A 22,563-nucleotide genomic window follows, 5' to 3' on the forward strand; every position below is an offset into this window, starting at 1 on the left:
TAAAATTAAGAGATATCGAAAATATGTTCGGATAACAAAAGAGGAAAACTCATGGATCATTTTGAACTAAAATCTGAGTATAAGCCCACCGGGGATCAGCCCCAGGCCATAGAGAAGCTGGTAAATGGATTTAAGAGCGGTAATCAGTTTGAGACCCTTCAGGGTGTCACCGGCTCCGGTAAGACCTTTGCCATGGCTAATGTAATACAGGCACTTAATAAGCCCACACTTGTCATAAGCCATAACAAGACACTGGCGGGGCAGCTCTATGGAGAATTCAAGGAATTTTTCCCAAATAATGCTGTCGAGTATTTCGTGTCCTACTATGATTACTATCAGCCTGAAGCTTACGTACCTCAGACGGATACATATATTGCGAAGGATTCTGCCATAAATGATGAGATAGATAAGCTGAGGCTTTCTGCAACCGCTTCCCTTACAGAGAGGAAGGATGTCATTGTTGTTGCCAGCGTATCCTGCATATACGGTCTGGGTAGTCCTGATGAATTTAAGGGGATGTCAATTTCACTAAGACCCGGTATGGAGAGGAGCAGAGATCAGATACTTAAGGATTTGGTGGCGATTCAGTACACAAGGAATGACCTTGATATAAACAGATGTAATTTCAGAGTAAGAGGAGACACCATCGAGATTTTCCCTGCACAGGCTGATGATTATCTCATAAGAATAGAGCTGTTTGGTGATGAGATAGACAGAATCTGCGAGGTTGAGCCGGTGACAGGCACTATTAAAAGTGAGCTGTCCCATGTGATGATTTACCCTGCATCTCATTATGTTGTACCCCAGGAAAAGATAAATCTTGCCTGCCAGAATATTGAGGCTGAGCTCGATGAGCAGGTTAAGTTCTTTAAGAGTGAGGACAAGCTTATAGAGGCTCAGAGAATTGCGGAGCGCACGAATTTTGATGTGGAGATGATGAGAGAGACGGGGTTCTGCTCCGGTATCGAGAACTACTCAAGGCATCTTAATTTTGCAAAGCCCGGGGAACCACCGCTTACGCTGATGGACTTTTTTGACGGAGAGTTTTTGATAATTGTGGATGAGTCACATATGACGATTCCGCAGATAGGAGCTATGTACCACGGAGACAGATCCCGTAAGACCACGCTTGTTGATTACGGCTTCAGACTCCCCTCGGCTCTTGATAACAGGCCTCTTAATTTTGAAGAATTCGAGACGCATATAGATCAGATGCTGTTCTGTTCAGCTACTCCCGGACCTTACGAGGCTGAGCATGAGCTTTTGCGCGCTGAGCAGATAATAAGACCTACGGGACTTCTGGATCCCGAGATATCCGTTAGACCTGTAGAGGGACAGATTGATGATCTGATCACGGAGATCAATAAGGAGACAGCTAAGAAGAGCAAGGTCCTCGTTACAACTCTTACGAAGAAAATGGCAGAGGATCTTACGGAATACCTTGCTGAGACCGGAATCAGGGTTAAGTATATGCACTCAGATATCGATACCCTTGAGAGAGCACAGATAATTCGCGATATGCGACTTGATGTATTTGATGTTCTTGTGGGAATCAACCTTTTGAGAGAGGGTCTGGATATTCCTGAGATATCGCTGGTTGCGATAATCGATGCTGATAAGGAAGGGTTCCTCAGGTCTGAGACATCACTGATCCAGACAATCGGAAGAGCTGCAAGAAATGCAGACGGACACGTTATCATGTACGCTGACAATATGACTGACTCCATGAAGAACGCTATCGAGATTACGGAGCGAAGAAGGAAGATTCAGCAGGAATATAACGAAGTCCATGGAATAACACCTCAGACAATCCGCAAGGCAGTCCGTGATCTTATAAGTGTCACCAAGGCTGTTGCGAAGCAGGAGGTTCAGTTCGAGAAGGATCCTGAATCAATGGATAGGAAGGAGCTTGAGAAGGTTATCAAGGATGTCGAGAAGCGCATGAAGAGAGCTGCTACAGAGCTTGACTTCGAGACAGCTGCTATGCTGAGAGATCAGATGATTGACCTTAAAAAGCATCTCCTGGAAGTAACAGGAGGAAAGTGATCTTTATCTTTGTAAGGGCGAAGGAGAAAAAATGGCGGATAATACACATATGACTAAAAAGAATACTACAGCTAAGAGAATTTTATCTGACGATATTCACGACTATATTCGTGTTCGCGGTGCGAATGAACATAACCTCAAGCATATTAAGGTTAATATACCAAGGGACACGCTCACTGTTTTCACAGGTCTTTCCGGTTCGGGAAAGTCATCACTGGCATTTGATACCATCTTTGCGGAGGGACAGAGAAGATACATGGAATCACTGTCTTCTTATGCAAGAATGTTCCTGGGGCAGATGGATAAGCCTGATGTTGAGAAAATAGAGGGACTGTCTCCTACAATTTCAATAGATCAGAAGTCTACAAACAGAAATCCCAGATCAACGGTGGGAACTGTTACGGAGATATATGATCACTTCAGACTGCTCTATGCCCGCATAGGCGTTCCGCACTGTCCTAATTGCGGAAGGGAGATCAGAAGGCAGAGCGTTGATGAGATGGCAGACCAGATTCTGGCACTTCCTGTATCCACAAGATTTCAGATTCTTGCACCTGTTGTAAGAGGAAGAAAGGGTGAACATGCCAAGGTTCTGGACAGAGCTAAGAGAGCCGGCTTTGTTCGTGTGAGAATTGATGACAGCCAGTATGATCTCTCAGAGGAGATTAAGCTCGATAAAAATATCAAGCATAATATTGAGATAATCGTGGACAGACTTGTGATCAGGGAGGACACAGAGGAGCTAAGGGGACGCCTTACTGATTCAATTGAGAGTGCTCTTAATCTTGCAGAAGGCCTTCTGACGGTTGATGTAATTGACGGAAAGCCAATGAATTTCAGTCAGAGCTTTGCTTGTCCTGACTGTGGAATCAGTATCTCAGAGATAGAGCCCAGAAGCTTTTCCTTTAACAATCCTTTTGGCGCATGTCCTGAGTGTACGGGTCTTGGATATAAGATGGAATTCGACGAGGATCTGATGATCCCGGATAAGTCTCTTTCTATTAATGAAGGATGCTTCCAGGTTATGGGATGGCAGTCCTCAAACAAAGAGGGAAGCTTTAGTAACGCGATCCTTAGAGCCCTCGCCAAGGAATATAAGTTCAGTCTTGATACGCCCTTTGAAAAGCTTTCTGCAAAGGTGAGAGATATGCTGGTGCATGGAGCAGACAGAGAGGTTACTGTTGCATACTCGGGTCAGCGAGGTGAGGGAAGATATCCCATTACCTTTGATGGCCTTATCAAAAATGTTGAGCAGAGATACAGAGAGACCTTTTCTGAGAACCAGAAGGCTGAGTATGAGCAGTATATGAGAATTACGCCCTGCCCTGCATGTAAGGGTCAGAGACTTAAGGCAGATTCTCTAGCAGTTACTATAGATGACAAGAATATTTTTGAGATAACATCTATGTCTATAGGTGATCTTCATGAATATCTTGAAGGCTTAAAGCTCACAAAGCAGCAGGAGCTCATCGGTGCGCAGGTTCTAAAGGAGATAAGAGCCAGAGTAGGCTTCCTTATCGACGTGGGTCTTGATTATCTGTCTCTTTCCAGAGCAACAGGAACTCTGTCCGGCGGTGAAGCTCAGCGAATAAGGCTTGCGACTCAGATAGGGTCAGGCCTTTGCGGAGTATGCTACATACTGGATGAGCCCAGTATCGGACTGCACCAGAGGGATAACGACAAGCTTCTTAATACTCTGAAAAATCTGAGGGATCTTGGTAATACACTTATCGTGGTTGAGCATGATGAGGACACCATGAGAGCTGCGGATTATATCGTTGATGTCGGCCCCGGTGCAGGCGCTCACGGAGGTGAGATTGTTGCTGCAGGAACAGCGGAAGAGATAATGAAGGTTCCGGAATCCATTACCGGTCAGTATCTTTCAGGAAAGCTTAAGATAGAGGTTCCCGAGCATAGAAGAAAGCCTACCGGATGGCTAAAGGTAAAAGGAGCAGAGGAAAATAACCTTAAGAATATTGATGTTAAGTTTCCTCTGGGAGTGCTTACTATTGTTACAGGTGTGTCAGGCTCAGGAAAGAGCTCACTTGTAAATGAGATTCTCTATAAGCACCTTGAGAGAGACTTAAACCGCGCCCGTTGTATTCCTGGAAAGCATAAAGGAATTGAAGGAATAGAGCAGCTTGACAAAGTCATAGCAATAGACCAGTCACCCATCGGAAGAACTCCCAGATCAAACCCTGCAACCTATACTGGCGTGTTTGATATGATAAGAGATCTTTTTGCAGGTACTCCTGATGCCAAGACCAGAGGCTATAAAAAGGGAAGATTTTCATTTAACGTTAAGGGCGGAAGATGTGAAGCCTGCGGCGGAGACGGAATCATCAAGATAGAGATGCATTTCCTTCCTGATGTATATGTTCCATGTGAGGTCTGCGGAGGTAAGAGATATAACAGAGAGACTCTGGAGGTACATTATAAGGGCAAGAATATTTATGATGTGCTCAATATGACAGTAGAAGAGGCGCTTCCTTTCTTTGAAAATATCAAGACCATAAAGAGAAAGATCAAGACTCTCTATGATGTAGGACTTGGTTATGTTAAGCTCGGCCAGCCTTCAACAGAGCTCTCAGGTGGTGAAGCTCAGAGAATAAAGCTTGCCACGGAGTTATCAAGAGCAAGTACAGGTAAGACCATATACATTCTTGATGAGCCTACTACGGGACTTCATTTTGCTGATGTGCAAAAGCTTGTAAAGATACTTCATGATCTTGTGGATGCAGGTAACACAGTAGTTGTTATCGAGCATAATCTGGACGTGATAAAAACAGGTGACTATATCATCGATATGGGGCCTGAGGGCGGATCCGGAGGCGGAACGGTTGTCAGCCAGGGAACACCCGAGCAGGTTGCGAAATGTAAGGAATCTTATACCGGAGCCTACATCAAAAAAATGCTGGAGAAAAAATAAAAATTTTTTGCAAAAAAGTATAAAGTTTTTATAAAGTACTGCCGATATAACTACTGACATGAATGTGGCATATGAAAAAAATGTTATTTTGTGTTTAAAATATCGCCCCATTGGTTTATAATGCTTAATGAATTATATCTTTTAATAGTTAATGTGAGCGACTATGCGCTCTGAGCCTTATTTCCAGAAAGGGGTAATAGATTTCATGCAGTATACAGACATAGGTATTGATTTAGGAACAGCAAGTATCCTTGTTTACATCCGTGGTAAGGGTGTCGTTTTAAAAGAGCCCTCAGTTGTTGCGTATGACAGGGACACAGAGAAGATCAAGGCTATTGGCGAAGATGCCAGACTTATGCTTGGACGTACACCCGGCAACATTGTTGCAGTCAGACCTCTTAGACAGGGTGTTATTTCAGATTATAAAGTTACTGAGCAGATGATGAAGTATTTCATCACCAAGGCTATTGGACACAGAACCTTCCGTAAACCACTTATCGCTGTTTGCGTACCCAGTGGAGTTACAGAGGTTGAGCGTAAGGCAGTTGAGGATGCTACCCTTATGGCGGGCGCAAGAGATGTCCGTATCATCGAGGAGCCTATTGCAGCTGCTATCGGTGCAGGAATAGATATTACCAAGCCCTGCGGTAATATGATTGTTGATATAGGTGGTGGTACATCTGATATCGCTGTTATCTCTCTTGGAGGAACAGTTGTCAGCACATCAGTTAAGATCGCGGGTGATGATTTTGATGAAGCTATAGTCAGATATATGCGTAAAAAGCACAATCTCCTTATCGGTGAGAGAACTGCTGAGGATATCAAGATCAAGATTGGTGCAGCATATCCCAGAGCTGAAGCTGATTATATGGATGTTAGAGGACGTAACCTTGTAACAGGTCTTCCCAAGACTGTTAAGGTATCCTCAGAGGAAACAGAGGAAGCTTTACGTGAGACAACAGCTCAGATCGTAGAAGCTATCCACGGCGTACTTGAGAGAACTCCTCCGGAACTTGCTGCAGATATAGCAGACAGAGGAATTGTTCTTACCGGTGGCGGTAGCCTTCTTCGTGGACTGGATGATCTTATCGCATCTAAGACAGGTATCAATACTGTTACTGCGGAGGATCCCATGACAGCGGTTGCTATCGGAACAGGACGTTACGTTGAGTTCCTTGCCGGATATAAAGAAATTTAATTTCGTGATGTTCAAAAAAATTAATAGGGGATAGTATATGGTAAAAGGTCTTTACACAGCGTACACAGGCATGGTAAACGAACAGAAGCGCATGGATATCGAGACTAATAATCTCGCCAATGTGAATTCTACCGGTTTCAAGGAGGAACGCTCGGTTAGTCAGTCTTTTCGTGATCTTCTCGGATTGAAGATCAAGGACTATTCTGATGCGCCCTGGACTGCCAGAAGGCTGGGACTGATGAACCCCGGCGTAAAGCTTGCGGGATCATATACTAACTTCGAACAGGGAGGCCTCAGACAGACAGGCCAGACCTATGACGTTGCTCTTAACAACGGACTTCCTGATGTCGACGACCAAATGGTTAATGATAATATGGGCGCCGGCGGTAATGCATTTTTTGCTACCTCATTCGCTTCAGATGATCCTGATGGCGGAGGGCAGCTTATCAAATATACCAGAGACGGTAATTTTACCCTTACGCAGGATGGCTACTTAGTCACCAGCGAGGGTAATAATGTCCTGGATGTCAACAATAATCCCATTCAGCTTGATCCTAATTCGGATTCCACAATTTTGCAGGACGGCAGAATTGTTCAAAATCAAAATGTTGTATCGACGATACAGGTTGCGAGATTTGATTCTCCTCAGTTTTTACAGAGATATCAGGATAACGCTTTCATCATTGGTGATGGAGGTGCACAGGTGGTATCTACTACTGCTGCTGAAGCAAATGCAACCGTTAATCAGGGATATTTGGAAGCTTCAAATGTCAGCGTTGTGGATGAAATGGTTAATATCATTTCGATTCAGAGGAATTACGAGACTAATTCCAAGGTGATGCAGGCAGAAGAGGATACACTGGATATAGCGGTTAATCAGCTCGGAAAGGTACAGTAAAAAACCACGCAGGTCTTAATAAATCGGACTAAGTAGCCGAAATAATTAATGGCAGAGTATGGTTTTTTAGCTAGGAGGTATTTTTATGGTAAGAAGCTTATGGACAGCAGCATCAGGAATGAATGCTCAGCAGACAAATGTAGACACCATCGCAAATAACCTTGCAAATGTTAACTCCGCAGGTTACAAGGCACAGAGTGCAAAGTTCAAATCACTTCTGTATCAGGAGCTGAAAACCAAGACGGTGCAGACAACAGGATCACCTGTTAATTCGGATGTAGGACTCGGTGTAAGAGTTTCATCAATAAATCAGTTCTTTTCACAGGGCAATCTGCAGGACAATGATTCAAGCTCTGCATTTGCTATTCAGGGTGATGGATTCTTTGCATATTCAACAGATGCTCAGGATTTAAATCAGAACAATATCAGATATACAAGAAACGGTAACTTTGTATGGGCACTTACAGAGGCAAACACTCTGGAGCTCACAACCTCCGAAGGTAATCCTGTTATCGGAGTAGATGGTAATCCGCTGGTAGTTACCGATCAGACAGTTAAGGCAACAGACATAACCTGTGATGCAGAGGGTAATCTTTATTATCTCAATGCTAACCAGGAAAGGCAGGATATCGGAACAATAGCTCTTTTCCAGTTCAGAAATGCTGAAGGCCTGGAGAGAGTTGGAGATACAAGCTTCATGGCTACTATGGCCAGCGGTAATGCACTTCCCGAAGCTACCACTCAGGGTATTAGAAGAAGTACAGTAGTTCAGGGATACCTGGAGGGTTCAAATGTTAATGTAGCAACAGAGATGGTTAACCTGATCGTTGCTCAGAGAGCTTACGAGATGAACTCAACAGCTATTACAACTACTGATGAAATGATGCAGACTGCAAACGGACTTAAGAGATAATTAAGGGTGTAAGATATGGCAATTGATATGAATTCTATAAATAACTTAACAGGGATTTCGCAATATGCCAGCAGTCAGGCTGCTTCCGATAAGATCAATTCAGCAGCATCCAAGGTGAGAAGAATCCAGACAGATGAGGATAAGGCTGAGGTTGATAAGGAGCTTATGGATGCCTGCAAGCAGTTCGAGGCGTACTTTATGGAGCAGATCTATAAGGGCTATGAGAATACCACCAAGGTATTCAGTAAGGATGAGTCGGGATCCATGGGCAAAATGGTTGACTATTTCAAGGATCTCACCATTCAGGACATAGCATCTACAGGAGCAGATACCCAGAGCGTAGGACTTGCGCAGATGCTTTATGAGAACATGAAGAGAAACTATAACATTTAAAACATGATCAAGTGAATAGATAATTTGTTCTTTGCAAAGAGTCGCTTGCGGCTCTTTGTCTATTTTTGAATCAGGAATACTTTTGGTCAATTCAGGGAGGAAGATGGAAGTAAAGGGATATATAGATCATTTTATATACAGAAGTCCGGACAAAACCTATGGGGTAATGGTTTTTGTCTCTGACGGCGAGGAGATTACCTGCGTCGGAAGCTTCGTGGACGTGGATGAAGGGGATACTCTTGAGATTGAAGGAGAAATGACAGAGCATCCTGTCTATGGAGAACAGATCAAGGTCAGCAGCTATAAAATAGCTGCTCCAGATGATACGGAATCCATGGAGAGATATCTTGGGTCAGGCGCCATCAAAGGAATTGGCGAGACAATGGCCCGAAGAATTGTAAAGAAGTTTGGAAAAGATACCTTCAGGATAATTGAAGATGAACCTGAAAGACTGGCAGAGATTAAGGGCATAAGTGAGAAGAAGGCTAGGGATATTGCTATTCAGCTTACAGAAAAAAGAGAAATGCGAGATGCCTTCGTTTTTATGTCCGGCTATGGAATTACAGGCAATATGTCAGTCAGAATATATGAGAAATACGGAGCCCAGGTCTATAGGATACTAAAAGAGAATCCATACAAGCTGGCGGATGATATCGAAGGAATAGGCTTTAAAACGGCTGATGAAATAGCATCCAGAGTAGGAATAAGCGTTGATTCAGATTACAGAATAAGAAGCGGTATACTGTATGTGCTATTGGAAGCATCAGCTGATGGCCACAGCTTTTTGCCAAGAGAAGAGCTGCTAACAAAATGCGTGCAGCTCCTTGGGGTACAAAAGGATAACGTAACTCTTCAGATGGACAATCTGATGGTTGAAAGGAAGCTCATCTACCGAGGAGAGGATGAGGTGTATGCTTCTTCTTTTTTCTATGAGGAGCAGGCTATAGCGGTCATGCTAAAGGAGCTTAATCTTCAGGTGTCAGGCACCTCTGATGCAGCACTGCTTGAGAGAATAAAGAGTATCGAGAAAAGGCGAGACATAGAGCTTGATGATCTTCAGAGAAAAGCAGCTGCGGCAAGTGCAAAGAACGGTGTTGTAATAATCACCGGTGGACCTGGAACGGGAAAAACCACGACCATAAATACCATAATTGAATATTATGCCGAGGAGCAGATGGAGATTCTTCTTGCTGCGCCTACGGGAAGAGCTGCCAAGCGTATGAAGGAGGCAACCGGTTATGAAGCCTATACGATACACAGGCTTCTTGGAGTAGGCGGGGCAGGACTCTCTGACGATAACGCTGACAGAGCCAGGATCCATTTTGACAAGAATGCGGATAATCCTCTGGAAGCAGACGCGATCATAATCGATGAGATGTCCATGGTTGATATGCATCTTTTTTCAGCTCTGCTTAAAGCGGTTCTTCCCGGAACTCACCTGATCCTTGTGGGAGACAGCTCACAGCTTCCGAGCGTTGGCCCGGGACAGGTGCTTCATGACCTTATAGAGAGCGGACAGTTTACTACTATTACTCTTCAGAAGATTTTCAGGCAGGCAAAGCAGAGTGATATTGTCATGAATGCCCATAAAATCAAGGATGGCAGCCAGATCAAGATGGATAACAAGAGCAAGGATTTCTTTTTTCTGAAAAGAGATAATGCGGATGTCATCTACAAGCATATGATCGAACTGATAAGGGATAAGCTTCCGGGCTATGTTGAAGCCACAAGCAGCGACATACAGGTGCTTACACCAATGAAAAGAGGTCCTCTTGGTGCCCAGACACTGAACGCGGTGCTACAGAGATACTTAAATCCTGCGGATGAACATAAAAAGGAATATGTTCACGGAGAGAGAGTAATAAGAGTTGGGGACAGGGTCATGCAGATCCATAACAACTACCAGGCCGAGTGGGAGATACTGGGGAAATTCGGAATTACGGTTGAAAAGGGACTTGGTATATTCAACGGCGATATGGGAGTTGTAAAAGAGATAAATACGGTTATGAAGGAGCTGGTGGTTGAGTTTGATGAAGGAAGACAGGTAACCTATCCTTTTTCAGAGCTTGATGACCTTGAGCACGCCTATGCCATTACAATACATAAGTCCCAGGGATCAGAGTATCCCGCGGTTATATTGCCGCTACTTGGAGGGCCTAGGATGCTTCTAAACAGGAATCTCCTCTATACAGCGGTAACAAGAGCACAGAAATGCGTTGTTATCCTTGGTAATAAGGAAACTGTGGACACTATGATTGAAAATGAGGAGCAGCTCAAGCGATATACGGGATTAAAGACGAGAATACTGGAGGCTATGAGTGCAGATTGAGGATATAAAGGAGGGGGTCATATCTATTCTGTATCCTCGAAGATGTCCTGTCTGTGATGAAATAGTAGGTCAGGGTAAAGGGCTGATACATCCAGAATGCAGGAAGATAATAAAGCCTGCCGGGAGAATAATCTGTATGAAATGTGGAAAGCCCCTGGGGGATCCGGATAAGGAGTATTGTTCTGACTGTGAAAAGACAAAGCACTATTTTGACAGAGGCTTTGGTATTTTCAGATACAGATCCATTTCGGGTTCGGTCTACAGATTCAAGTATTCGGGAAGAAGAGAATATGCGGATTTTTATGCCGAGGCAGCAGCCAATTATCTGGGAGAAGCCATCAGGAGCATGCATGCAGATGCCATAATTCCGGTACCGATGTACAGGAAAAAGCAGCGTAAGCGCGGGTACAATCAGGCGGAGGAATTCGCAAGAGCTCTTGGCAAACAATTTGACATACCTGTCATAAATGACATGGTTATCAGAGTCAGAGATACAGTTCCAATGAAGCTTTTGGACGCATCACAAAGGCGTTCAAATTTGAAAAAGGCTTTCAATATAAGTGAAAATGATGTAGAATTTAAGTGTATTATCCTTGTTGATGACATTTACACGACCGGCAGTACTATTGATGAGCTAGCCAGGGGATTTCGAAGACATGGAGTGAATAGGATATTCTTTGTAACGCTTGCAATAGGCCAGGTGGTGTGAAAATAACCACTGCAAAATAGGAGGATATCATGAGTAATATTCGTAATTGTTCAAGATGTGGTAAGATGTTCAATTATATCGTAGGTGATGTTATCTGCGAGAATTGCAAGAAGGAGATTGAGGAAAAATTCCAGCAGGTTAAGAAATATATCGAAGAGAACCCTGGAAGCGGAATCAAGCAGATAGCCGAAGAATGCGAAGTTTCAACTAAGCAGCTCAAGAAGTGGATTTTGGAGGAGAGACTTGTTTTCACTGAAGGATCACCTATCCAGATTACTTGTGAGAATTGTGGTGCTCGTATTTCAACAGGCAGATTATGTGCAAAGTGTAAGGCAACTGTTACAAACGCGTTGAATAATACTGTTAAGGAGCGTCAGCAGGCTCTTGCAGCCGAAATAGCTAAGAAGCAGGCTCAGAAGTCGGATGCAACCTCCGGAATGAAATTTCTTAAAACCTGAGGATATTATGTTAAACGAGGAGAGAGTTATCCTGATGACCAGGATGGCTGCCTTTGAGCAGCATGAGGGGAAAAAGAATAACGCTATAAATTCGTACTTTCGCAGCGACTATGTCGGATTCCAGGTGCTGAAGTCTATCATCAGTGCCACAGTGGTTTATCTGATACTGGTCGCTGCCTATGTGATGTATCATTTTTCTGATGTACTTCAGGATATATACAACACGGATATTGCAGCAACGGCCAGAAAATATCTGGTTTATTATGTTGCGCTTGTAGTCGTGTACTCAGTGATTTCATACATCATTTATTCTATACGATACGGAAGAATGCGTAAGAATATGAGGGCATATTATTCCTGCCTTAAAAAGCTGGGAAGAATGTATGAAAAGGAATAGGGGAAATGACATCTTTACTAGAAATACGAGAATATATTAAGAATTTTTATGTTAAATACGAACTGTACATCACATACGTGTGGAAGTTTTTACTTTCATTAATCGCACTTACGATGATCAGTAACAAGATTGGATATCAGACTAATCTGACAAAGCTGCCCATACTGCTTATGGCATCACTTTTGTGTTCAATTATGCCGCAGAACTTTATGGTGCTCATCTCTGCCGGATTTATTCTTGCACATCTTTACAAGCTTTCAATCTTTTGTGCAGCTATAGCACTGATCATCTTTCTTTTGATGTTTCTGCTTTATTTCAGATTTTCACCGAAGGATACTATCGCGGTAATGCTGACCCCTATGTGTTTCTATTTCAGCATTCCTTATGTGATGCCCATTGCTTTGGGACTTATGGGAACACCCACATCAATCATTTCAATGTCATGTGGAATCGTGGTTGCTTTTCTTGTGAATTATATTTCAGGAAGTGCCACAACTCTTACAGGTGGTCAGATCGAGGAGACTGCTACCCAGTTCCAGACAGTTATTTCCGAGCTTTTGAATAATAAGCGCATGTGGGTATTTATCGGTGCGTTTGCCATAACACTGGCTATAGTTTATTTCATTAGAAGAATGTCAATTGATCATGCCTGGACTATCGCTATAGTAGCCGGAGCTCTTGCAGATATTGTTTGTCTGCTTGTTGGTGACATGATTTATTCTACAGAGCTTTCATTTATAGCAGTAATAGTACAGACTGTTATTTCAATTTTACTACTCCTGATTCTTCAGTTCTTTGCGTTCAATCTCGATTATTCGAGAATTGAGAAGGTGCAGTTTGAGGATGATGAGTATTACTACTACGTCAAGGCGGTTCCGAAGGTTACAGTTTCTACACCTGCTCCTAAGGTTAAGAAAATCAGCGGATCAAACGCCGGTAGAGACTACAGAGGCAAGGATAGAGGCGAGTAATTTTAGATGCAACACATCGGATTTTTTCTTGAAAACAATCTGACAAACCTGCATATGCCTTCGGTCAGGGCTCTCGATGTCGTCGAGATGCTGATAATTGCATTCCTGATCTATCATATTTTGGTTTGGGCCAAAACTACAAGACTATGGTCCCTGTTAAAAGGGGTCGTAGTTATTGTTGTCTTTATAGTTATTGCTGCTGCATTCAACATGTCCACCATTTTGTGGATCGTTCAGAATGTATTTGGTATCGCAGTAACCGCGATGGTTGTAATTTTGCAGCCGGAGCTCAGGAAGGCACTTGAAGGTATCGGCCGAAGAAACTTTTTGCACGGTTTGTTTAACTTCACAGAGGCAACAGAGGAGGGCAGATTTTCTGACAAGACTATTAACGAGATAGTGAGAGCCTGCGTTGAGATGGCCAAGGTCAGAACCGGTGCGCTCATTGTAATAGAGCAGCTTTCATCTCTTAGCGAGTATGAGAGAACGGGTATTGATATAGACGGAATTATTACAAGCCAGCTTCTTATCAATATCTTTGAGCACAATACACCTCTTCATGATGGTGCGGTTATAGTAAGAGGAGACAGGATCACTTCTGCGACCTGCTATCTTCCTCTTTCAGACAATATGGAGCTTGGTAAGGAGCTTGGAACAAGACATCGTGCAGGTGTCGGTGTATCCGAGGTTACAGATTCCCTTACGATAATAGTTTCCGAGGAGACAGGAAAAATAAGTGTCGCTTACATGGGCGAGCTTGAGAGAGCAGTGGATAGTGAGCGCTTGAGAGAGAGGCTTCGCCAGATCCAGAACAAGTCCACTGAAGATAAAAAGGATAAAAAGAAGAATAAGAAGAACAAGATAAGCATAATAGGGAAAGGGATTGCAAAATGAAGAAGCTCAATTTGACTGCCAATCTGGGGCTGAAGATTGCTTCACTTTTATTCGCAGCAATTCTTTGGTTCCTTGTTACAAACATCAGTGACCCGGTGGATTCAGTTAGATTCAGTAATGTTCCGGTCACCCTTAGAAATGCAAACAGCATAACGGATAACAACCAGGTATATCAGGTGCTTGAGGACAGCGATGTGATATCGACCGTGTCCGTTTATGCTCCGAGATCCATCGTTGATTCTCTTAACAAGGAGAATATCGTTGCTATTGCAGATCTCGAAAATACAACAAATATTGATGGTACATATTATGTTGCCATTCAGCTTTCAACCAATAAGTACAGTAATCAGATACAGAGCATTAGCGGAAGTATTGATTCTGTGGAGCTGAGCATAGAGAACAGAGCCTCAAAGACACTGGCGATTTCTGCTACAACGACAGGTACCTTGACTGATGGGTATATAATAGGTGATGTTGTGACTGATCAGAACCAGATCAGAATTACAGGAGCCGAATCTGTTGTTGACAGCGTGAAGGATGCTCAGGTAAATGTAGAGGTTACAGGCTACACGACAAACATCGGAACCAATGCAGAGATTCATCTCTATGATGATGAAGGTAATGAAGTTCCGAAGGACAACTTAAAGCTCAGTAGTTCCTCAGTTGGCGTGTCAGTTACTATTCTTGCTACAAAGAGAGTACCTATCACTTATCAGATATCAGGTATTCCTGCTGAGGGATATGTAGCAACAGGTGAGGTTGAATTCAGTCCGGAGGATGTTCTGCTTGCTGGCAGAATGTCAGTACTTAACAAGATAGATTCAATTTTTGTATCAGATGCAGCTCTTGATATCACAGGATATACCGGTGATCTTACAACTACCATCGATTTGTCCGGATATCTGCCTGGCAATGTAAGCTTTGGCGATGCAGATTTCAATGGGATCGCAACAGTCGTGGCTCATATTGACAAGAAGAGCGATAAGACAGTCAGCGTACCCTATAGTCAGATCGAGATAACCAATATTCCCGAAGGCTATGAAGCTGAGCTTGTTGATGAGGGAAAGAACTTTGATCTTTTGATCAGCGGACTTTCCGATAAGGTTAACAAAATTGAACCTGAGGATGTGTCAGGTGTTGCCGATCTTTCACAGGTAGAGAGCGGAGCAGAGGATATCTCAGGTGAGTACAATATAAATGTTTCGTTACTGCTTCCCGGAGGCGTTACAACAGGTGACATGGTTAATGCTGTTGTGAGATTAACGAAGATTGAATGATATTTGGAGGATAAAATGTCTAGATTATTTGGAACAGATGGAGTAAGAGGCGTAGCTAATGATGAACTTACACCACTTCTTGCAATGCAGCTCGGTCAGGCCGGAGCATACGTGCTTTCTAAGGAAAATAAGCATAAGCCTACAATCATGGTAGGATGCGATACAAGACTTTCAGGTGATATGCTTGCGTCTGCACTCATGGCTGGTGCCTGCTCAGTTGGTGCAAATGTAGTAAACGTAGGAGTGCTTCCTACACCTGCTGTTGCATACCTTACCAGAAAATATCGCGTTGATGCAGGAGTAGTTATTTCTGCTTCACATAATCCGATGGAATTCAATGGAATCAAGTTCTTTGATGGCAACGGATTTAAGCTTCCCGATGCTATGGAAGACGAGATCGAGGAGCTCATTAAGCATAATCTTGAGGGTATTAAGATGCCTACAGGCGCAGGTGTTGGTAAGATCAAGAGCCGCACAGATGCCCGCGAGGAGTATATCAACCACAATCTGACATGTGTTGATGTAAGACTTGATGGTTTCAAGATTGTTATGGACTGTGCTGAGGGTGCAAGCTCTTACACATCAGTTGAGACTATCAGACAGACAGGTGCGCAGGTTATTGCAATCCACACCAATCCTGATGGAACAAACATCAATGCTAACTGTGGCTCCACACATATGGAGGAGCTCATGGGACGCGTTGTTACCGAGAAGGCTGACATAGGTCTTGCTTTTGACGGAGATGCTGACAGATTCCTTGCAGTTGACGAGAATGGTAAGTTTGTTGACGGTGATGAGATTATGGCCATCATCGGCAAGCATATGAAGGACAGAGGAGATCTTAAGGGCGATACAATTGTCGCTACAGTTATGAGTAACCTTGGCTTCTTCAAAATGGGAGAGCGTGAAGGAATCAAGATTGAGAAGACTAAGGTCGGAGACAGATATGTTCTTGAGCGCATGAAGGAGATCGGCGCTAATCTCGGCGGAGAGCAGTCAGGACATATTATCTTCCTTGACGATAACACAACAGGAGATGGACTTTTATCAGCACTTCATCTTCTTAAGGTTATGAAGGATACAGGTAAAAAGCTTTCTGAGCTTTCAAAGGTTATGGAGGTTATGCCCCAGGCTCTTTGCAATGCTACCGTACCTACACATAAGAAGGATCATTACATGGAGTATCCTGAGATTGCCAGTGCAATCGAGGAGCTCGAGAAGAAATTTGCCGGAGACGGAAGAGTACTTATCAGACCTTCAGGAACAGAGCCTCTTGTTCGTGTAATGATAGAGGGTAAAAACCAGAAGGTTATAGAGGAAGAAGCTAAGAAACTTGCAGAGTTGATACAGGATGTAATGCTGTAATACGTACAGCTTTTAAATAGAGGTTAACATTTATGATTACACAGAAAGTGGTTATTAAAAACCCGACAGGGCTTCACTTGCGTCCTGCAGGGAATTTATGTAAAGTCGCGATGAATTATAAATCGCATATCACATTTATGTATGGTGATAATTCAGCAAATGCCAAGAGCGTTCTCAGTGTTCTTGGTGCATGCATCAAATGTGGAGATGAACTTGAATTTAAATGTGAGGGGCCGGATGAAGCAGAGGCAATGAAAGCCCTTGTTGAAGCTATAGAGAATGGCCTTGGTGAATAATATACTGATAACAAAACGGACGGCAATTTTGTCGTCCGTATGCGCGTTATATGAGAGATGAATCAAAGAGGTGAATTTTTATGAAAAAAATCATTGTAACAGGATGTAACGGACAGCTTGGAAGAGCTGTAAATCTTGAGCTTGGTAAGATAGGCGAGTATGAGCTGGTTAATACAGATGTCTTTGAGGGCGAAGGAATTACTCCTCTCGATATTACAAATGTTGATTCAGTTGTAGCTCTTGCCAGAGAGGTTAAGCCCTACGCAATCATCAACTGCGCAGCTTACACAGCAGTTGATGCTCAGGAGAGCGATGTGGATCTGGCTTACAAGATAAACGCCATTGGACCGAGAAACCTTTCTATAGCTGCTACTGACACAGATGCTAAGCTGGTTCATATTTCAACCGACTATGTTTTTGCAGGTGATGGCAACAAGCCCTATACCGAATTCGATAAGACAGGTCCCGTAAGTAAATATGGAATTACCAAGCTTGCAGGTGAGCAGTTTGTTGAGAAGTTTGCAAAGAACTATTTCACTATAAGAACAGCCTGGCTCTATGGTGATGGCAAGAACTTCGTAAAGACAATGCTCGGTCTTTCTGAAAAGTACGATGAAGTAAGTGTTGTATGCGATCAGCTTGGAACACCTACAAGTACCTACGAGCTTGCAAGAGCAATCCACTTCCTTCTTGAAACAGAGAACTATGGACTTTTCCACGGTACCTGTGAAGGCGATACAAACTGGGCAGATTTTACCGAAGAGATTTTCAGACTTGCAGGTAAAAATACCAAAGTCAATCATGTGACAAGTGCAGAGTACTCTGCAAAGAATCCGCAGGCTGCTCCCAGACCTGCGTATTCAATCCTTGAGAATTACATGCTCAAGCTGACATCTGATTTCATGTTTGCTGACTGGCATGATGCAATTGAGAGATATCTGAAGGAGCTTGTTGGATAAAGGATAATACCTGAAAATGCTGGCTGTAATTGCTAATTGGATTTATGTGATCATAACTACATACATTATCGGGTATGCCACACTTGAAGGTATTTCTTCAATCGGATGTATGCAATCCGCCAAGGGACAAAAGAAAACCCCTTATACATATAAGTATACCGAGAGCATACTTGTTGCAGGAATTCTGGTGGTCAATGTATATGCTGAATTGTTCAGCCTTATTACAAGGGTATCTCTGGCAGCCAATCTGATTCTGTTGCTTGCCTGCTTCCTTTTGTACTATCAGTACAGAGAGGGGATGAATGAGAGGCTTATCGTCGGAATGGGAAGGATTGTCAGCACCGGTAGCTTCTGGCTGTATCTGGCGATTTTTCTTCTGATGGCATACGGAACCTCACACGGACTGATGCACTATGATACGGATCTGTATCACGCGCAGGCTATCAGATGGATTGAGGAATTCGGTGTTGTAAAGGGTCTTGGCAATCTTCATCTAAGACTTGGGTATAACAGCGCATCCTTTGCGCTTTCTGCTCTTTACAGTGGAGCTTTTTTAGGAAAGCCCATGCATGCGATGGCAGGATATTTCGCGCTCCTTTTGGCATGGCAAAGTGCAGATATTAAGAGCATTGCGAGAAGACAGCACATCATTTTATCTGATTTTGTCAGAGTTGTAGCTATATATTACTTATTTACCATTTTTGATGAAATGGTTTCACCGGCATCGGATTACTTCATGGCCACAATGGTACTCTATATAGTTATCCATTGGCTTGATCTTTATGCGGCACATGAGAGGGCGTTTTTACCATATGCACTTTTGAGTATATGTGCTGTGTATATAACAACAATAAAGCTATCGGCAGCACCACTGGTACTTCTTGCGATTTATCCGATAGTCTACATTGTAAAGAAAAACGGTAAAAAGGGAATTATCTCTATAGCCCTTTGCGTATTGCTTTGCTTTGTGATCGCGATTCCGTACTTTGTGAGAAACGTGATTCAGACAGGGTGGCTTGTATATCCCTTTACCGGAATTGATCTATTTAATTTTGCATGGAAAATACCGTATGAGACAGCTCTCAGTGATGCAAATGAGATAACGGTATACGGCAGAGGCTTTACGGATGTTACAATGATAGCTGCTCCCTTTACGGAGTGGTTTCCTACATGGCTTACCGGACTTACACTTGTAAATAAAGGGATGCTGATGTTGGATGCGATATGCCTTCCGGTGTATCTTGGCTGTGTTCTCTATTTCCTTGTGAGTGCTTTTTCCGGAAAGAACAAGGGGACAGCTCTGGAAAAGGAGGGGATAACAAAGATATTCCATCTGAGCCACAGAAGAACCGTTTCACTTTCGGATTTTATCTTTATTGAAGGAATAGCTTATATTGCACTTTTTTATTTCCTGTTCACTTCGCCCCTTGTGCGATATGGATGCATATACCTTTGGCTTCCAGCGGTAATTCTTATCGGAAGATTTGTCATTCTTTTTGACAACCGCATAGGACAGGATATAAAGGGATATATTTACAAGATAGTGATAGTGGCATTTGCTGCTTTTATGATATTTAAATTCGGAATGCTGATAAAGGATGATGTTCCAAGATTCAGCGGTGCAAACCTTATTTCTCAGCAGCCCTATAACAGTTATGAGCTTGAGGAAAAGGAGATAAACGGAGAGATATTTTACTATCCTACAGAGGGCGACAGAACCGGTTATGACAAGTTTCCGTCAACTCCTAATCCCGATGGATTCATCATGGCAGATGAAAGTATACTGGATGGTTTTTTGCCCGCTGGCAGGTAAGTTGAAAAAAACAGGCAAAATAGAGTAAAATAAAGTATTGTAGTTTGATTGGAGATATATGTTATGGAGAAAAATGCAAAGATTTATGTTGCAGGACACCGTGGAATGGTGGGCTCAGCAATTGTAAGAGCACTTGAAAAACAGGGTTATACAAATATTATTACCCGTACACATAAAGAGCTTGATCTCACAAGACAGGATGCTGTTGAGGAGTTTTTCGAAAAGGAAAAGCCGGAGTATGTATTCCTTGCTGCAGCTAAGGTTGGCGGAATTGAGGCTAACCAGAGCGCACTGGCTGATTTCATGTATGAAAATATGATACTCGAGATGAATGTTATTCACTCTGCCTGGAAAAATGGCTGTAAGAAGCTGGAGTTTCTTGGATCTTCATGCATTTATCCCAGAATGGCACCTCAGCCTATGAAGGAGAGCTGCCTTCTTACAAGTGAGCTTGAGAAGACCAACGAAGCCTATGCTCTGGCTAAGATTTCAGGACTTAAGTACTGCGAATATCTTAATAAGCAGTATGGTACAGATTATATTTCCGTAATGCCTACAAACCTTTACGGACCTAATGATAACTATCATCCTACACATTCACATGTACTTCCTGCTATGCTCAGAAGATTCCATGAAGCTAAGGAAGCAGGACTTAAAAAGGTAACATGCTGGGGTGATGGTTCACCGCTTCGTGAGTTTTTATATGTTGATGATCTTGCAGACCTGTGCGTATTCCTTATGAACAATTACAGTGGAGACGAGACAGTAAATGCCGGAACAGGTAAAGAACTTACCATTAAGGAGCTGGCAGAGACAATCGCTAAGGTTGTTGGCTATGAAGGCGAGATCGAATGGGATGTAACCAAGCCCAACGGAACACCCAGAAAGCTCCTTGATGTCTCAAAGGCAGCAGGACTTGGCTGGACCTACAAGACTGAGCTTGAAGATGGCATCAGGCTTGCTTATGATGACTTTTTGAATAACCCTATGAGAGCGGAGAGATAAAGGAAATGCAGCTTATTAGCATAATTGTTCCCTGCTATAACGAAGAGGAGAACATAAGAGATTTTTACGATGAACTCATGAAGACTGAGAGCTTCTTTAAGGAGCATGATGTCGACATGGAAATAATATATGTAAATGATGGTTCCAAGGATGGTACTGTCCGTGAGGTTAAGAAGCTTCATGAGCAGGACGAAAGGGTTCACCTCATTAATTTTTCAAGAAACTTCGGTAAGGAATCTGCTATTTATGCAGGCCTTCAGAAGGCTAAGGGTGACTACGCAGTAATGCTTGACTGTGACCTTCAGGACCCGCCGGCAATGCTTCCTGAGATGTACGGATACATCGTGAATGAGGGTTATGATTCCGTAGCTACAAGACGAGTTACACGAAAGGGCGAGCCGCCGATCAGATCTTTCTTTGCTCGCAGATTCTACAGCCTCATCAACAAGATGTCCAAGACAGAGATTGTTGATGGAGCAAGAGATTACAGACTTATGACAAGACAGTTTGTGGATGCGATCCTTTCCATGGAGGAGTACAACCGTTTCTCCAAGGGAATATTCGGATGGGTTGGATTCTCAACAAAGTGGCTTGAGTTTGAAAATATTGAGCGTAAAAAGGGAGAGACCAAATGGTCCTTCTGGAAGCTGTTCTTATATGCCCTTGATGGAATTATGGCATTTTCTACAGTGCCACTTGCATTTTCATCCTTCCTGGGTGTGATATTCTGCTTCCTTGCGCTGATACTTATTATTGTGACTATTATCAGAAAAGCTGCCTTCGGTGATCCTACAAGCGGATGGCCGTCACTGGTCTGCATCATTTCACTGGTAAGTGGTGTTCAGTTGTTCTGTCTTGGTATTGTGGGACAGTACCTCAGCAAGACTTACCTTGAGGTTAAGCACAGACCGATTTATATCGTTAAGGAAGAGATCTGATGAAAAGTGACAGAAGCCTAGGAAATCGCATCAGTATCGTGGTTCCCGTGTATAACGCGCAGGATTACATTCGTGAGACCATAAAAATGGTTCAGCGTCAGACCTATGAGAACTTCGAGCTTATTCTTGTGGACGATGCCTCATCGGACAAGAGCACCGAGATCATAGAAGGTGTAAAGAACGAGGGTGATGACAGAATCAAGCTCATCAGGACTGCCGTAAACAAAGGAGCGGCTTTTGCAAGAAATACAGGAATAAGCGCAGCAACCGGAAGGTATCTGGCTTTTTTGGATGCTGATGATATATGGAAGGAAGACAAGCTCGAAAAGGAGCTTGCTTTTCTTAAAGAAAAGAATGCTGCATTTGTTTTTACCGCATATGAATTCGGGGATGAAAATGCGAATCCTACGGGACGCATAGTTCATGTGCCGGAAAAACTCTCATTTAAGGAGGCGCTTTCCAGGACGATTATTTTTACAACAACCGTCATGATAGATATGGAAAAGCTTCCAAAAGATGATATTTACATGCCGAAGATCGAGAGTGAGGATACTGCCACCTGGTGGAAAATACTTAAAGGGGGCACCATTGCATACGGACTTGATGAAGTCCTTGCAATATACAGGAGACCTACGAAATCGCTTTCATCAAATAAGTTTTCGGCAATCCGAAGAATTTGGGGATTGTACAGAAAAATAGCCGGATTATCAGTAGCTGCCAGTCTTTTTTACTTTGTGGGATGGGCTGTGAGAGCTACAGTGCGCAGGCTATAAAG

At 43.1% G+C, this 22,563-nt stretch carries 20 protein-coding genes; all 20 read left to right on the forward strand.

Going from position 1 to position 22,563, the window contains the following annotated elements:
* Positions 1–51 precede the first annotated feature (51 nt).
* The 20 genes from uvrB (at position 52) to G601_RS0101435 (ending at position 22,561) form a co-directional block, all read left to right on the forward strand.
* Complete coding sequence (gene uvrB / locus G601_RS0101340; RefSeq protein WP_026664227.1) at positions 52–2,046, forward strand: excinuclease ABC subunit UvrB; 1,995 nt, start codon at positions 52–54, stop codon at positions 2,044–2,046.
* 49 nt (positions 2,047–2,095) lie between these two features.
* The gene (gene uvrA / locus G601_RS0101345; RefSeq protein ID WP_051200858.1) at positions 2,096–4,975 is read left to right on the forward strand and encodes an excinuclease ABC subunit UvrA; all 2,880 of its coding nucleotides are present in this window, start codon (positions 2,096–2,098) and stop codon (positions 4,973–4,975) included.
* A 205-nt stretch (positions 4,976–5,180) separates the two neighbouring features.
* Complete coding sequence (locus G601_RS0101350; protein WP_026491635.1) at positions 5,181–6,173, forward strand: rod shape-determining protein; 993 nt, start codon at positions 5,181–5,183, stop codon at positions 6,171–6,173.
* Positions 6,174–6,210: 37 nt separating this feature from the next.
* Positions 6,211–7,071: a flagellar hook-basal body protein gene (locus G601_RS0101355; protein WP_026491634.1), complete on the forward strand. Its 861-nt coding sequence runs from the start codon at positions 6,211–6,213 to the stop codon at positions 7,069–7,071.
* A gap of 85 nt (positions 7,072–7,156) precedes the next feature.
* Complete coding sequence (locus G601_RS0101360; RefSeq protein WP_026491633.1) at positions 7,157–7,984, forward strand: flagellar hook-basal body protein; 828 nt, start codon at positions 7,157–7,159, stop codon at positions 7,982–7,984.
* A gap of 15 nt (positions 7,985–7,999) precedes the next feature.
* Positions 8,000–8,377, forward strand: a complete 378-nt coding sequence (locus G601_RS0101365; protein ID WP_026491632.1) for a rod-binding protein — start codon at positions 8,000–8,002, stop codon at positions 8,375–8,377.
* Between the two features lie 103 nt (positions 8,378–8,480).
* A complete protein-coding gene (recD2, locus tag G601_RS0101370; protein WP_026664228.1) occupies positions 8,481–10,706 on the forward strand; it encodes an SF1B family DNA helicase RecD2 in 2,226 nt (741 codons plus the stop codon).
* On the forward strand, positions 10,696–11,415 hold the full coding sequence (locus tag G601_RS0101375; protein WP_051205459.1) for a ComF family protein: 720 nt from the start codon (positions 10,696–10,698) through the stop codon (positions 11,413–11,415). Before recD2 ends, G601_RS0101375 begins: the two co-directional genes overlap by 11 nt.
* A 29-nt stretch (positions 11,416–11,444) precedes the next feature.
* Complete coding sequence (locus G601_RS0101380; RefSeq protein ID WP_026491629.1) at positions 11,445–11,873, forward strand: flagellar protein; 429 nt, start codon at positions 11,445–11,447, stop codon at positions 11,871–11,873.
* A 7-nt stretch (positions 11,874–11,880) separates the two neighbouring features.
* A complete protein-coding gene (locus G601_RS0101385; RefSeq protein ID WP_026491628.1) occupies positions 11,881–12,270 on the forward strand; it encodes a hypothetical protein in 390 nt (129 codons plus the stop codon).
* A gap of 5 nt (positions 12,271–12,275) precedes the next feature.
* Complete coding sequence (locus G601_RS21480) at positions 12,276–13,241, forward strand: hypothetical protein (protein ID WP_051200843.1); 966 nt, start codon at positions 12,276–12,278, stop codon at positions 13,239–13,241.
* A 6-nt stretch (positions 13,242–13,247) separates the two neighbouring features.
* A complete protein-coding gene (cdaA, locus tag G601_RS0101395) occupies positions 13,248–14,135 on the forward strand; it encodes a diadenylate cyclase CdaA (RefSeq protein ID WP_026664231.1) in 888 nt (295 codons plus the stop codon).
* Positions 14,132–15,412 carry a CdaR family protein gene (locus G601_RS0101400; protein ID WP_026664232.1) on the forward strand — a complete coding sequence of 427 codons (1,281 nt, stop codon included), beginning with the start codon at positions 14,132–14,134 and terminating at the stop codon, positions 15,410–15,412. Before cdaA ends, G601_RS0101400 begins: the two co-directional genes overlap by 4 nt.
* 15 nt (positions 15,413–15,427) lie before the next feature.
* On the forward strand, positions 15,428–16,777 hold the full coding sequence (glmM, locus tag G601_RS0101405; RefSeq protein ID WP_026664233.1) for a phosphoglucosamine mutase: 1,350 nt from the start codon (positions 15,428–15,430) through the stop codon (positions 16,775–16,777).
* Positions 16,778–16,809: 32 nt separating this feature from the next.
* Positions 16,810–17,073: an HPr family phosphocarrier protein gene (locus tag G601_RS0101410; protein WP_026491624.1), complete on the forward strand. Its 264-nt coding sequence runs from the start codon at positions 16,810–16,812 to the stop codon at positions 17,071–17,073.
* An 80-nt stretch (positions 17,074–17,153) separates the two neighbouring features.
* Positions 17,154–18,032, forward strand: a complete 879-nt coding sequence (gene rfbD, locus G601_RS0101415) for a dTDP-4-dehydrorhamnose reductase (RefSeq protein WP_026664234.1) — start codon at positions 17,154–17,156, stop codon at positions 18,030–18,032.
* A gap of 16 nt (positions 18,033–18,048) precedes the next feature.
* Entirely contained in the window at positions 18,049–19,845 is a 1,797-nt protein-coding gene (locus G601_RS0101420) for an LIC_10190 family membrane protein (protein WP_026664235.1), read from the forward strand.
* A 63-nt stretch (positions 19,846–19,908) separates the two neighbouring features.
* Positions 19,909–20,850 carry a GDP-L-fucose synthase family protein gene (locus tag G601_RS0101425; protein ID WP_026664236.1) on the forward strand — a complete coding sequence of 314 codons (942 nt, stop codon included), beginning with the start codon at positions 19,909–19,911 and terminating at the stop codon, positions 20,848–20,850.
* Positions 20,851–20,855: 5 nt separating this feature from the next.
* Positions 20,856–21,788, forward strand: coding sequence for a glycosyltransferase family 2 protein (locus G601_RS0101430; RefSeq protein ID WP_026491620.1), 933 nt, complete (start codon positions 20,856–20,858; stop codon positions 21,786–21,788).
* Positions 21,788–22,561, forward strand: a complete 774-nt coding sequence (locus G601_RS0101435; RefSeq protein ID WP_026664237.1) for a glycosyltransferase family 2 protein — start codon at positions 21,788–21,790, stop codon at positions 22,559–22,561. The genes G601_RS0101430 and G601_RS0101435 overlap by 1 nt, the downstream gene beginning before the upstream one ends.
* Positions 22,562–22,563 lie beyond the last annotated feature (2 nt).

The sequence above is a fragment of the Butyrivibrio sp. FC2001 genome (assembly GCF_000424125.1).
Lineage (GTDB): Bacteria > Bacillota > Clostridia > Lachnospirales > Lachnospiraceae > Butyrivibrio.